Source organism: Micromonospora sp. NPDC018662 (genome assembly GCF_044391475.1).
Classification (GTDB): domain Bacteria; phylum Actinomycetota; class Actinomycetes; order Mycobacteriales; family Micromonosporaceae; genus Micromonospora.
On sequence record NZ_JBISAC010000006.1, the window covers coordinates 52465 to 66795 of the forward strand.

Below are 14331 nucleotides of genomic sequence, written 5' to 3' on the forward strand. Positions count from 1 at the left end.
ACAACCCTAGTTCATGCTCCTAGCATTCCTAGCAAAGTTGGGGTTGCTCGTCTACCTCCCCTCGTGGAGTGGTGCCATCGGGACATGCCCTACGCCCAGCCCCTGTGGAGATCCATCCGCGATGACCTGAGGGCCAGGATCAAGGCAGGGCTACTCAAGCCCGGCGAGAAGATCCCGACCACCAGGGAACTCATGGATCAGCACTCGACCAGTTCGGCGACCGTCCGAAGAGCAGTGGACTCCATGATCGAATCCGGGGAACTCGTCGGCCGGCAAGGGCTGGGCGTCTTTGTAGCCGAGACGGCGGAACAAGAGTAGGTCAGTTGCTGACGCGCTCCCGCAATACCCCCAACCTCAGGAACTGGCAGTCTCGGGTCCGAAGATCATAATGCCAATCACGAACAATGAGAACACAACGCCGACCGCGCCCATAATGATGCCGACTAACGAGTAGCTGAAATTCTCCCCGCTCTTAAGGCCTTGGCGTCCCAAAAATATCGCAGTGCCACCCAAGATCAGGCCAATCCCGAAGCACACGGAAACTGGCACCGAGGCAATGCCTAGACCAAGCGCGAGCGGGGCGTTGCTACGTGGCTGCCCTGGATTCACCACCTGGTATGCTTGTCGGCTTCCCCCATTTTGCGGATTCCACTGAAATTCAGCGGGCAAATCAACGACCTGCGACAGCAGGTCGTTGATCGTCTTCGCTGACTGAACAGCCATCATCCTCTGCTCGTACTCGCCGAGCTCAAGGTACCCTTGCTCAAGCGCCTTCGACAGATTTTCCAGCACAGCCACACGGTGGGCCGTTCCAATACGCTCATTCCTATGCACAGTATCTCCTTCACGAATGCGTGATCTTCGCCACCGGCGAACAAACCCGAGGCTTGGGCGACTGAACGAGCAAACCGATCAGCAATGAGGCTGGTGTCGCGCACCTTGGCCAGGTGGTGGCCTAAGCGACGTCGCACAATCGCTACCTGCAGCTCTGGCACTTGCCATTCGGTCGTAAACATCGAGAATGAGGACCTTGGTTCGATATGTGCCATGCTTTGCTTCATCCGAACGCCTGACAACCGGGAAGGCCTCAAGGATATAGTCGGCCTCGTTACGGTTCACTCCATACAGATGCAGAAGCGCCGCGTCAAGTTCAGCGCGCATGGCTTCGCGACGCACTTCATCCCACCGGAACGGCATGCCGGCGCACTGCAGGTCTTTCCCATAGCTAGCGGAATCCATACTGGTATAAGACAACTCGGCTACCCGATCGGTAAACCAGCGCACGCCGCCGTGGAAGGCTTCAAATGCAGCAATCGGCGGCACCGGAAGTTGGTAGAGATAACCATACGTTAGATGAGTTCCTGCGATCTTTTGCCGGAGAACGTAGTCGAAGACGAACGAACTGAAACAGGCTTGCAAGAGGGCTCCGGCTTCGGCGCTCGCCGGAAACATCAGAGGGCTTGTATGGCCCACCCCATAGTTTGGCAGCACGGTAGCCACCATCGTCCGCGCGTCCGTCGAGCGAGCGATGTCTCGCCATCCCAGCAGCCAGCCGTGCTCCCAACCCCGCTCGGCTAGCCGCGACCTGACACCTAGCTCAAAGGAGAGGTTCCCCTTCTTGGTCCGGCGCTCGGTAGGAACGTCGAACTCCGGGACCCAGTATCTCGGCATTGGGACGAATTCCGGATCGTCGTGCTGTTCACGGGTGAGACGCGGGAGCGTGCCCATATTGGCTTGGGCCTCAGTCTGCCCCTCGTACGTTCCCAGCCGGTGGTCGAAGTGATGAAGCATCTTCGCCTCATACAGCGGCAACATCCGCTGCTGGCCACGCTCGAAAATGTTGCCGGCGAGTGTCCAGCCATCCGCCTCCAATTCCATGCGGGTGCGAAACAGGTGAGAGTCGTTCGACATATCAAACATTCTCAGGAACGAGAGGCCCCATTGGTTACCCTGCGGGTCATTTTCCTTGATCAGCACGGGCAGGCGACGGTAGATGCCGAGGGTAATTTCGGCGTCACGCCGGGAGCGAAAGACAGGTAGAGTGCCGGTATTAGGGTTGGCTAGGAGGATCTCATCAGGCGGCATGGTGAAGCGCCGACTATCCAGATCTTCGATATAGCGAGTGCCGAAGGCAAAAGATGCCCTATCTACGCGTTCAGCCCTACCCGTAGCAGTCAGGAGCGCGAACCGAACCGAGTGATGCACTGCCTGACTAAGGATAAAAGCCTCGTTCTCAAAATCCAGGAATGAAGCCAAGCGCCCGCTGCGCACCAGGTCTGAAAAGAAGTGGGCGGTAGTGGCGTCTGTCGCGATTCCTGTAGGCAAGACCAGCCCAAAACGACCACGTGACGCAACAGCGAAAGATGCGGTCTCCGCGAAGACCGCATACGTGTTCACGTCACCCCTGCCTGCTAGCGGGTAGCGACCCGAATCACGTAGCAGATGGCTGACACCTTCCGCCATCCGGCGAGCCGCAACAAACTCAGCGTACAGCGCTCGGTGGGCCTCCTCCTGGCTATCCGCCAAGCCATTGATGAGCTTATCGCGCGCAGCCTTGTTTGTCGCCTTCGCGATCTTCTCAACACGGGTGGCGAAGAACTCCTGCTCTTGGAGTTTAACTCGCTCCCACGGCGGGTTCCCCAGAACGCAGGCGAAGCCACCGGCCCAGCCCGTGGCCGGATCGACATCGAGGCCGCCCTCCGACACCTCGAACACGTCAGGAAACTCGAGATGCCAGTGAAAGAAATTGTATTTTTCTCGTAGCCGCACGATTTCCGCATCCGTCTCGACGTCCACAGCGCGTCCGACCGGATCTTGCAGCGAGCGAAAGACACCGTCGGTGACCCCGGGCGGCGCATCGGGCGTCTTGTGCCAGACGAAGGCAGCGCACCAGGCGTCAGCACTGTGGCAAGCGCGCTGGTAGTCGGCCGCTTCTGTCCAGGATTGATATGCGGACGCTTGGCCGCGAACGCTACTGAGGTCAGTGGTCGGGGCGTCGATGATGCGACGCATGCTCTGAGCGAAGACTACGTTGGCAGTGCTCACCGCCGAGTCCGAGCTGTAAAAGCTTAGCTGATTTCCCCGCTGCTCGGTGTTCTGTTTCTCCAAGCCCTTTGCGTGCTGCTTGTCGTCGCCCTCGATGGGCTTGAACGCCTCGTCGGGGATACCGCGCTTCAGTAGCGCGGGCGTTGCGCCGATCAGAGCGTTGCCGTGCTTGATGTGGGCGTCGAGGAAGCTCAGCGGCTTGCCCGGTTCCAGCGCTTCCAGCCACAGCGACACCTTGGCCAGTTCGACCGCCATCGGGTTGAGGTCGACGCCGTAGATGCAGCGGGCGATGACCTCATGCAGGGCGTGGCGTACCGCGTCGAGGGTGGGCTCCGGGTTGCGCTCGCGGACGGCGGCGACCCGCTTGGCGATCCGGCGGGCCGCCGCGACCAGGAAGTGCCCGGAGCCGCAGGCCGGGTCGCAGACGGTGAGCGACAGCAGTTCGGTGACGATCACGTCGGATGGGTCGGGTTGGCCGGCTGCGGTGGCCGCCACCTCGCCACGCTTGACCGCGTCATCGATCACCGGGTCGAGTGCCGAGTCGAGCAGGCATTCGATCAGCGAGGCAGGCGTGTAGTAGGAGCCGGTGGTCTTACGGGTGTTGCCCGCGAGTTCGACCAGCTCGAAGGCGCGGTCGACTGCGCTGTGCTTCGGCACCAGTTCCAGCAGGGATTCGTAGACCGAGCCCAGTTCCTCGGCACCCAGGTGTCGGTAGTCGACGGTCCGCCAGCGGCGGGTGCTCGTGTCGCGCACCTGGGACAGGTGCCGCACGGCGGTCAGCAGGTGCTCGTTGCCGAGCGACAGGCCGTACAGCGGGTCCTTTCGGTCTTCGTCGGTGGCGGCGGGGATGGTGCCGAGCTTGCCGTCGAAGATGCCGCCTAGGCCCGGCAGGCCCAGCTCGGGACGGCCGTTGACGTCGGCGAGGGCGTCCAGCACGACGCACAGCGACCGGTACAGGTCGGCGTGCGCGCTGCCCCGGCGGCGGCGGGCGTGGGCGCGCAGCCGGGCCGAGGAGAAGTACCGCGCGTACCGGTCGCGGGTTTCCTCGTCGGTGCCCGGCGGGTGCAGCGCGTCGCGGTCCTCGGCGACGAACAGGAACAGCAGCCGGTAGACCAGGCGCAGCAGGGCGTTGTGGAACGCCTGCACGTCGAAGTCCTCGCGCAGGCGCTGGTTGTCGGGGTGGCGCAGAAAGCCGGTGCCGAGCGTGGTGATGGCCTCCTGCACGCCCTTGCGGAGCTGTTCCAGCGCGCGGACGCCCGAGGAGATCGCCTCGGTGCGCCACTTCTCCAGCCAGCACGTTGACGGGGCGGCCCCCTCCCCAACCGCGAAGCGGGAGACGTGCAGCAGGCGGTAAAGCAGCACGAACTCGCTGAACAGCTCGCCGTCGAAGATGGCTTCCAGGTCGAATTCGACGTAGGCGGCGGTGGCGAGCGCGTTGGAGTCGCGCAGCAGCCGCAGTTGCCGGCCGTTGGTGAGCAGGCCCCACAGGTGGGCGTCGGAGCGGTTCAGGCACTCCTGCACCAGCGACTGCGGCGGAACGCCGCCGGTGGCGGGGCGCTTGTCCAGCGTGGCGTTCCACGGGGCCAGGTGCACCGGCACGCGGTCCCACCGGTGGCTGATCGGGAACGTCTTGCCGCCGTCGTCGGCGGTGATGCCCGCCTCGCCCAGCGCGGTCAGGCGGCCGAAGCCGAGTTCGGCGAAGAGGTGCTCCAGCCACTGGGTGCGGGCGAGACCGGTCGGGTCGGCGGGGGTGTCGGCCTCCGGCGCGGCGGGCAGCTTCGTCCGCAGCTCCTTCCAGGCCGCCCGGAGCCAGTCCCAGTGGCGTTCGGCGTCGTCGCGCACCGATCGGGAGACGATGACGCCGTAGTCGGCGGGTTTGCAGCCGCTGACGTCCTTGCCGTCGGCGATGCGGACCAGCATGTCGGCGGGGAGCAGGCCGCCGATGGTGTGGACGGCGGTGAAGACCTGGTTGCGGGCGGTGGCGGACATCAGGCGACGGCTCCGGCGGTCGGGGCGGGCAGATAGACGTAGGCGCCGAGGACGTCGGCGCGGTCCTGGACGGTGACGGCGAGGCCGCGGACGATCTCGCCGGAGGCGCTGCGCACCCGGCGGTGTGAGGCGAGCAGCTCGGCGGCCAGCTCCTCGCCGTACTCGCGGAGGTGGTCGGTGACGGCGGGCAGCTCGTCGAGGAGCCGGCGCATGGTGCGTTCGCCGAAACCGGGGTCGGTGTTGGCGTCGGCGGTGGCGTCGAGCAGCGCCAACGCGTCGTCGGTGGGCAGCCAGGTGGCGTTGCCCGGGGCGCCGGAGAAGGCGAGCAGCCGGGCGTCCTCGGCGAGGATCTGACGGGTGCCAGCGCGCGACGGCAGGGTCAGGTGGAACCGGTAGCGCGCCACCAGCAGCGTGGTGCGGCTGGCGACCGCGCGGGTGCGGACCACCCCGCAGCGGCGGGCCGGGCGAGGGCCGGCGGCCTGCGCGTCGAGGGCGGCGTTGAGCACGTACCCGGCGAGCGCCACCACGGCCGGGTCGGTGCGCACCAGGGCGGCCTCACCCCGGTCCACGGCGGCGATGGTGCGGAACCGCACCGGCCGGCCCAGCTCGACGACGTCGCCGCCGAGCACCGGGGCGAGGGCGTCGCGCAGCCCGGCGGGGGTGCCGCCCAGCTCCGCGGTGAAGTCGCCCGGTCGGGCCGGGTCGTCGCGCAGGACACCGTCGAGGGCACGCAGCGACTGGCGTACGAAGGAACGGATCTCCTGGGCGCGGCCGAGCGTGTCGCGGACGGCGGCGACCTCGCGGGCCACCTCCTCGGGCCGGATGGTGTGCTGGGCGAACCGGGAGCGGGAGGCCTTCTCCCGCTCGGCGGCCGACTGCCAGTCGGCGGCCAGCGCCGCCGCCTTCTTGTCGATGGCGCGGTACTCGTCGACGTCGAAGAGGCTGCCCTGCGCGTTGTCGCGGCCGTGCAGCAGCATCCACTCGACGATCGCGTCGGTCACCCCGGCGGACGCCTCGTCCGGCACCGAGACCGAGATGCCGAGGTCCTTGCGGATCTGGCGGTGCTTGCGGATGAGGACGTCGAGGACCTTGCCGTCGATGCCGTTGTCGCTGCCGTACACGGTGATGACCTTGACGACGTCGCGTTTCTGGCCGAACCGGTCGACGCGGCCCTCCCGCTGGTCGTGGCGGGTGGGGTTCCAGGCCAGGTCGTAATGGACGACGGCGTCGAAGTGGTGTTGCAGGTTGACGCCCTCGGAGAGGCAGTCGGTGGCGACCAGGACCCGGCGGGCGGCCGGGTCGTCGCCGGCGTCGCGGGCCAGCTCCTCGATGCGCTCGATGCGCTGCTGCGGCGACAGCGTGCCGGTGACCGCGCGCACCACCGTCTTGCGGCCGAGCTTGCCGTCGAGGTGCTCGGCGACGTATTCGGCGGTGGGGATGTAACGGCAGAAGACGATCGGGTGATAGCCCTCCTTCAGCAGCGCCTTGAGGTGGGTGACCAGGGCGGCGAGCTTGCGGTCCTCGGTCGGGCCCTCCAGCTTGGCGGCCCGGTCCGCCAGCTCGGCCAGTCGCGCTCCGGCGTGCTCGACGTCGGCGGCCTCCGCGCCGGGTGCCACGTCCAGCCCTTCCAGGGCGTCGGTGTCGGCCGAGTCGCTGGTCAGCGGCGCGCCGAGGCGGTCGGCCTCGTCGGCGGTGGCCGCCGCCGCGGTCGCCGATCGGGTACGCAGGGTCTGCGCGGCGGCGCGCGGCGACGACACCAGCGAGCGCAGCAGCGCGATCGCCGACCACCAGGCGATGCGGACCTCCCGCCGGCCCCGCTTGTCGGCGGCGCTGACCCGCTCCCCCGCGTAGGCGACGGCGTCATCGAGCAGCGCCCGGTAGGCCGGGGAGAGTTTGTAGGTCTCGTCCTTGAAGTGCCGGTCGGACGGGAACGAGGTGCGCTCGGCGAGACTGTCGTCGGCCAGGCCGTCCTCGCGGGTCAGATACTGCCGCACGTCGGCGCGCTTGCGGTGCACGAAGTGCGGGGCGAGCGCGCGGCGGCCGGCGTCCGAGCCCAGGTCGACGGTGGCCAGCTCGGGCTTGAGCAGGCCGAGCAGGTTACGGAACGCGCCTTCCTTGCCGCTGTGCGGCGTGGCGGTGACCAGCAGCAGGTGCCGGTCGGCCTTGGCGGCGACGCGTTGCAGCAGCTCGAAGCGGAGCTGGTTCTGGGCGGTGGTGGCGTCGTCGGCGGCGACGCAGGTGTGCGCCTCGTCGACGATGACCAGGTCCGGGCAGTGCCGGACGAAGTCGTCGCGGTGGCGGGTCGACTTGATGAAGTCGGTGGAGACGATGACGTGCGGGTGCCTGTCGAACAGCGACTGGCCCAGGTCAAGGCCGCGTTCCAGGCGGGAGACGGTGGAGGCCAACACCAGCTCGGCGTCGATGCCGAACTTGCTGTGCAGCTCCTTCTGCCACTGCTCGGCCAGCGCCGGCGCGCAGAGCACGGCCAGGCCGCGGGCGCTGCCCTGGGCGAGCAGCTCACTGGCGATCAGGCCCGCCTCGACGGTCTTGCCGATGCCGACGTCGTCGGAGATCAACATCCGGACGGTTTGCTGGCGCAGCGCCATCATCAGCGGCACCAACTGGTAGGCGCGCGGTTCGACGGCGATCCCGGCGAGGGACCGGAACGGGCCCGCGCCGGAGCGGAACCCGATGCGCAGCGCGGAGCGCAGCAGGCCGGCCGCCTGGGCGTCGCCCAGGTCGGTGGGCGACGGGTCGGCGAACTGGGCGCCAGTTACCCGCTCGAAGGCGGGGAACACCGCGGCGATGTCATCGTCCGCGCCGCCGAGCGGTCGCAGCACGAGCATGTCGGGTGCGCTCTCCGGGAGCACGACCCAGTCGCGGCCTCGGGCGGAGACCAGGGTGCCGGCGCTGAAGGTGGTGGTCATGAGGGGGTCCTCGCGCGTCGTGTGGAGATGTTCGGTTGTGGGCGGGGTGGCGGCGTCAGCCGCCGAAGCAGTACGCGTGCTCAGCGGCGATGGCTGACCAGTCGCCGTCGTGCGGGAAGCGGATGACGTCCCAGCCGGCGTCGCGTAGCCGCTCCTCGGCGTCGCGGTCGCGCTGGGCCACCGCCTCGTAGTCGTGCACCGGCCCGTCGACGAAGACCGCCACGGTGGCCCCCGGCAGCCGGTAGACGTAGTCGGGTTGGGCCAGCGCCTCGGTGACGAGGGTCTGTGCCTCGTCGGGCAGCCGCAGGCCGCGTTGCTTCAGCCAGGTGATCAGCTTCTTCTCCAGCGCGCTGTCCGACTGGTCGCTGAGCCGCTGAAGCTGCTCGGTGCGCGACTCGCCCTGCCCGGTCGAGGTGGCCCGCGCGGCGGCGAAGCGCAGCAGCAGGTCCCGGATCAGGGTGCGGTCGATCAGGTGATGGGTGAGCTGGTTGCCGTAGGTGAGCAGGCAGTCGTAGCAACCACGGGCGCAGGCGTCCTCGTCGGTCGGATCCTGCAGATCGGTGCCGTCGGGGCCGAAGTGGCAGATCGTCAGCGCCTCCGCCGCGGCGGAGGCGAGCGCCTGCGGATCGGACTGCATCTGCCGCAGCACGCCGGCACCGCCCTCAGCCGCCTCCGTGAAGAGCATCCGCTCGCGCGGTCCCTCGTTCGGAGGGAGGAGTTCGGTGGTCAACTCCGAGTCCTCCAGCTCGAACGCGGCCTCGATGCCGCGCTCGAGTGCGTACATCAGGGTGAGCGCGACGTCCTCGGCCACCGGCTCGTCGAGTTTGAGCACCAGGATGTTGCGTCGGTCCTCGACGTACGGGATGACCCGCTTCTTGCGGCGCTTCTCGTTGCCGTCGGCGTCGACAACCGGCATCTCCCGGGAGTCACCGGCCGCCTCGCCGGCGTCCCGCTCGTTCATCCAGCGACCGTCGGCCGGATCGAGCCAGAAGCCGGCGGGCTCGTTGGGCTTGGCCCGGACGCGTCCCACGTTGGTGATCCGCACCGTCGCCGAATCCCCGTACGACAGGGTCGCGAGACCGCCGTCGTCGTCGCCGACCAGCGCGTCCCGGCGACCGGGGCGAGCCCCGTGGTCGTGGAAGCGGTAGGAGGTGACCAGGCGGAACCCGGCCCGGCGGCGCTCCTCCTCGTCGGAGGAGATGCGTTCCCGGCGCTTGGTGTAGACGGTGTGCAGGTGCAGCAGGCCGGTGGTCGACTCGCCCAGTGGCTGGTCGCACATCTTGCAGCGGTCGGCCTTCTCCTTCGCGTCGTGGTGATAGCCGCACCGCTCGCAGCGGCGTGCCTCGCCGGTGACCACATCACCCGACGCGTCCGGGGGCAGTTGGATGCGGGTGACCTGGTAGCGGGCCCCCTCGTGATAGATCAGCGCACCGGGGCCGAACTCGCGGATGGCGAGGAAGCGGGGGCGCTGCAGGTAGTCGCCGTCGCCGGAGCGCCGGCCGGTGGTGGGGACGTAGGCGGCCAGCGGCAGTCGCGGGAACGAGTAACCCGGCAGGAATCCCTCGCTGGCCAGGTAGCGGTAGGGGTTGAAGTCCGACAGCACCGACCTGCTCTCCACGCTCTCGTTCTTGAGCAGGTTGAGCTGGGTCTCCGCCTCGCGGCGTCGGCTCACGGCGATCTTGCGGTCCCGGTCGGACAGCGTGTGGTCGAGCACCCTCCGGTTCTGCTCGGCCTGCTCCACCAGGGCCGCCCGGAACAGGTCACGCCATCGGTCGAAGGCTTGGTTGAAGCGGGCGGGCGCCGTGTGGACGGTGTCCTCGATCCATTGGTCGTCCCACCAGGTCGAGGCGCGGTACTCGGTCAGGAGCCCGGCGAAGACGCGGCGGGCGTCCGCGACCGCACGGTTCTGCGAGGCGGTGTCCAGCAGTGCGGCGTTGACGTGGTCGAGGAGCACCAGCGCCGGATCGGGCAGCCGGGAGTCCTCCGGATAGCTGATGTCGATGCTGTCGGGGACGGCCCGACCCAGTTTGAGACCGGTCTCGGCCAGCCAGATCGCCTGCACGTGCGAGCGCACCAGGTCCTCGTTCGCGAGGTCGAGGCGGGGCGCGGCGACCGTGCCCGCGACCATCCGGTCGGAACGCCGGAAGTAGTACTGGTCGTGGCTGTTGCCGGTGGCACAGTAGGTCGTCACCAGTGCGGGTTGGCCGGAGCGGCCGGCTCGGCCGCTGCGCTGGGCGTAGTTGGCGGGGGTGGGCGGGACGTTGCGCATCATGACGGCGTTGAGCTCGGAGATGTCGACGCCCAACTCCATGGTGGGCGAGCAGTAGAGCAGCCGCAGCTCCGCCTTGCGGAACGCCTCCTCGCGTCGCTCGCGTTCCGCCGGGTCCACCTGGGCCGTGTGCTCCCGCGCGGTCAGCCCGGAGAGAGTGTGGGCGGCGCTGCGGTAGAGGTCCCGGAAGAACGCGTTCACACGTGGCCCGTCGCCGCTGGCGTAGGTGCGGGTCAGCGGATCGTGGCTGCCCGTTTCGCCACGGCCGGCGCGCCACACCAGAGCTGCCGCGGAGACCCGGTAGCCGGTGAGCGGTGCCGCCGCCGTACGGCGGTAACGTCCCGGGCGTTGCGGAGCCTCGGCGACCTCGGTGACCTGGCCGCCATCGCGGAGCACGCCGAGCAACTCCACGATCATCTGCTGGGCGTCGTCGAAACCCAGGGCCGGGCCGAAATGCGCACGGCGCAGATACTTGCCGAACTTGCCGCGCCCGGAGAGGAACAGGCCGGCCCGATCGAGACCCGGCTTGGAGGGCTGCGGATAGGCGGTGCCGACCGTCGGCTGATCGCTGGAGGACAGCACCCACGGGTCGACCAACAGCTCCTCGCTGGCGCGCTGAAGCGTGTCGAAGTCGCCGCGGAAATACTGCACGTCGATGGCGAGTGACCGGCGCATCTCGTTGAGGAGAGCTTTCATGATCTCTGCCCGTTGGCCCGGCTCGGCGTCCCGCAACCGGCGGTCCGTGCCGGCCCAGCGCGCCTGGTCCGCCGCCAGCCAGTCGACGTCGGGGTAGTCGATGACGAGCAGTCCGGTCTGCTCCAGGTTGGGCATGGTGATCCGCCAGCCACGTTCCAGGTCGAGATAGAGGCGGTAGGCGACGACGTCCCGTAGCGCCCTGGTGACCCGGTTCATCATCATCGGCGGCAGGTTGTCGCCCCGGGCGTAGTCACCGGGTCGCAACGCGAGGGCCTCGGTGACCGCGGGTGCCAGGGCCTCGTGCTGTAGGCCGTCGTCACCGGCCTTCACCGCCGCCTGATAGAGCGCCCCGCGCAACTGCGTGATCTGGACGAAGTCGTTGAGGTGCCCGGCCTGCAGCGACGCGTCCTGCCGGTTGTCGACGAACGTCAGCAGCTTGCGTGCCTTGGCGTCGAGCGCCTCGGCCGGGGCGCTCAGCAGGGACTGGACGATGGACGTCGAGACGAGGGAAGTCGCGGAGGAGCGGCCTTCGTGGTCCAGGGTGGCGAGCTTGGCGAAGTCACGTCCTCGGGTCTGCTCGTAGCTGACCCCACAGTGCAGACAGAACAGGAACGGCGAAGGGATGAAGGCGACCTGCAGGGCACCGCGTCCCTCTCGGCCCTGCGGATCCACGGTGACCGCCACCGGCAGACGCTCGCGGTGGGACTTGCGGACGACCTCCTGACCGTTGTCGTCAGCCTCCAGCCACGACTCCGGCAACCGACGATCCTGGATGGCCCGCTCCACGTTCCTGGGCCAGGGACGATCCGAGTCGACGTAGAGGTAGCCGTCTCCCGCCCGGCCACCGGTCGCCACCGTGTCCCGGCGAGGCTCGAAGACCGCGGCACCGTCCCGCTCCGTCCGGAAGACGGTCAGGTATTCCTGGCCGCACTCGCGGCAGAAGGCGAGCGGTAGCAGGATCTTTCGGTCGGGTCCGGGCAGGACGAGTTGGTAGTCCCGGGTCCGGTGCCGAGTCGCCTCGTCCTCGAGGGTGACGTAGACGGTGTCGCCCTTGGCCAGGAACTGGTGCAGTCGGAACGCGAACAGGGGACGTTCGGTGACGGGGTGGCGTGCCTCCGATCCGCCCTTGAGGGTGTCCCGGATGGCCTTGACGCAGGCGTCAGGCGACACTCCGCTCGTGCGGGCCAGCTCCTCGGCCGCCAGCTCGATGGTCGTGGGCCGCTGCCGGATGAGGCGTCCGGTCGTGTCCTCGGTGAGGCCGAACCGGGTCTCGATCCATCGCGCCAGGGGATCATCGACCAGGTCGCCGTAGGCGCGGGGTGCGCCGGGTGCTCGCAGGCGTTCGCTGGACACCTCCGCCGGTGTTGGCCCGGTGGCGCGGACCAGGGTCTCACCGATGACGTTCGCCGGGGAGACCTCGCAGCCGAAGAGAGTTGTGGCGACCCGGGCGACCACGGACTTCTGGTCGTCCACGGTGCCTTCACTGGACATGGTGGCCGAGGTGCCGACGCACTGGAGCGTGTCGGCCTGACACGCCTCGCGGACCCGTCGGATGAGCAGGGCGACATCCGCTCCCTGCCGGCCGCGGTAGGTGTGGAGCTCGTCGAAGACGAGGAACTCCAACCCCTTCGCCATCGCGATCAACGATCGTCGGTCACCGGGACGGGTGAGCATCAGTTCCAGCATCACGTAGTTGGTGAGCAGGATGTCCGGCTTGCTGTCCCGGATCGCCTTGCGCTGCTCGTCACTCTCCTGGCCGGTGTAGCGGGCATAGGTGACCGGCTCCCGGCCCTCCCCATATCCGTCCCGGAGGAACTTGTCGAGCTCCTTGAGTTGGCTGTTCGCCAACGCGTTCATCGGATAGACGATGATCGCCCGGACCCGCTTCGTGGGGTTGACCCCCTCCTGCTGACGGGCTTTCAACACCCGGTCGACGATCGGCACGATGTACGACAACGACTTGCCGGAGCCGGTACCGGTGGTCAGCACGTAGGAAGCGCCAGACTGCGCCTTCTCGATTGCCTCCCGCTGATGCCGATGGAGCGTGAGTGGACGGCCATCGCAGGTGCGCCCACCCTCTGTCTTCCGAGCTTGGAAGATCCGAGCGCACTCCTCGTGCAGGACGCCCTGGCCGACGAGTTCGAGGATCGAGCCGCCCGAGGCGAAGAAGGGATTCAACGACACCCACGCGTCGGGCCACTGTGACCCCTTCTCCATGTCCTGGTCCACGAAGAGGGCGATTCGATCATCCCGGATGACGGTGCCGCCACGGGTGAACGCTCGATAGTCGCTGATGAGTTGTTCGTGGACGCCGAAGACGTCCATGCCGGGGCGGTTGGGCCCCGCCAGCACACTCGCCCCCGCCTGAGCGGGCGGCACCGGAGTGGGGACGGCCCGGCGGCTCTGGAGAATGAAGCGGGCCGGGTCGAAGTCCTCCCAACCTGGCACCCCGCCGCCTTCGGTCACCATGGGCAGCAGAGCGTCGCGCACGGTCGCGGCGTCGGCGGGACGGTCCACCGGATCCTTGGCGAGGAGCTGCTGGACCAGCCGAATCAGGCCACCCGGCACGTCCGATCGGAGCATCCCGATCTCGGGCACCGGCTCCTCGCGATGCTTCTGTGCGAGCTCGTAGGCGGACTCGCTGATGAACGGTGGGACCCCGGTCAACAACTCGAACAGGACGCAGCCCAGCGCGTAAAGGTCGGCCGCCTGCGTGACGGCCGCAGCGGCGAACTGTTCCGGAGCCATGTAGCGAGCTGTGCCGACCGTCATGCCGGTGCTGGTCACCTTGCCGGCTTCGTTCTCGTCGAGGATCCGGCCCATGCCGAAGTCGAGAACCTTGACGGCTCCGGTGCGCAGCAGCATGACGTTCGACGGCTTGAGATCCCGGTGCACGATCTCGGCGCCGTGTGCGGCAGAAAGCCCGTCAGCGATCTGCGCACTGATCGCAGCCGCCCAGGAGATCGGCACCTGCGGGCACTCGGACACCAGGTCACGCAGCGTCTCGCCGTCGAGAAGTTCCATGGCGATGTAGGGCAGTTCGCCGGCCGTCACGGCGCCGTCGATGATGCGCGGCAGATGGGGATGGGCAAGCTTGCCCATGATGCGGACCTCGCGCTCGAAGCGCTGTCGGGCCTTGCCGCCGTTTCCGGCGATGTCGATGCTGCTGCCGTTGCGGCTCCGCAAAATCAGCTTCAGCGCGACGATCCGATCCGGGGAGCCGTCCTCTGCGTTCATGTCCTCGGCGCGGTGGACCTCGCCCATGTTGCCCTTGCCGATGGCCCCCTGCAGACGGAATCGACCCGCCACCCAGTTGTCAGTCCCCGTCACCTTCACCGCTCCCCCTCGTCGCACCAGCAACGCGGTCGCGTCTCCACGCACAATGGAGTCCCACTGACGGGACTA

General features: G+C 68.0%; 5 protein-coding genes. 1 reads left to right on the forward strand and 4 read right to left on the reverse strand.

Features of this window, described 5'->3' with window-relative positions:
* Positions 1-84: 84 nt before the first annotated feature.
* On the forward strand, positions 85-318 hold the full coding sequence (locus tag ACH495_RS19085) for a GntR family transcriptional regulator (RefSeq protein ID WP_396859062.1): 234 nt from the start codon (positions 85-87) through the stop codon (positions 316-318).
* 36 nt (positions 319-354) lie between these two features.
* Here the strand turns inward: ACH495_RS19085 and ACH495_RS19090 are convergent, their stop codons facing one another.
* From ACH495_RS19090 to ACH495_RS19105, 4 genes are all read right to left on the reverse strand, one after another.
* On the reverse strand, positions 355-834 hold the full coding sequence (locus ACH495_RS19090; RefSeq protein ID WP_396859063.1) for a DUF1707 domain-containing protein: 480 nt from the start codon (positions 832-834) through the stop codon (positions 355-357).
* A gap of 78 nt (positions 835-912) precedes the next feature.
* The gene (locus tag ACH495_RS19095) at positions 913-5034 is read right to left on the reverse strand and encodes an Eco57I restriction-modification methylase domain-containing protein (RefSeq protein WP_396859064.1); all 4122 of its coding nucleotides are present in this window, start codon (positions 5032-5034) and stop codon (positions 913-915) included.
* Positions 5034-7961, reverse strand: a complete 2928-nt coding sequence (locus ACH495_RS19100; RefSeq protein WP_396859065.1) for a helicase-related protein — start codon at positions 7959-7961, stop codon at positions 5034-5036. The genes ACH495_RS19095 and ACH495_RS19100 overlap by 1 nt, the downstream gene beginning before the upstream one ends.
* A 55-nt stretch (positions 7962-8016) precedes the next feature.
* Positions 8017-14256 carry a protein kinase gene (locus ACH495_RS19105; protein ID WP_396859066.1) on the reverse strand — a complete coding sequence of 2080 codons (6240 nt, stop codon included), beginning with the start codon at positions 14254-14256 and terminating at the stop codon, positions 8017-8019.
* Between the last annotated feature and the right edge of the window lie 75 nt (positions 14257-14331).

What these genes read in the sequence shown, in the direction of transcription:
- ACH495_RS19100 (WP_396859065.1), bottom strand. Translation starts at nt 7,961, where the DNA reads ATGACCACCACCTTCAGCGCCGGCACCCTGGTCTCCGCCCGAGGCCGC.
- ACH495_RS19085 (WP_396859062.1), top strand. Translation starts at nt 85, where the DNA reads ATGCCCTACGCCCAGCCCCTGTGGAGATCCATCCGCGATGACCTGAGG.
- ACH495_RS19095 (WP_396859064.1), bottom strand. Translation starts at nt 5,034, where the DNA reads ATGTCCGCCACCGCCCGCAACCAGGTCTTCACCGCCGTCCACACCATC.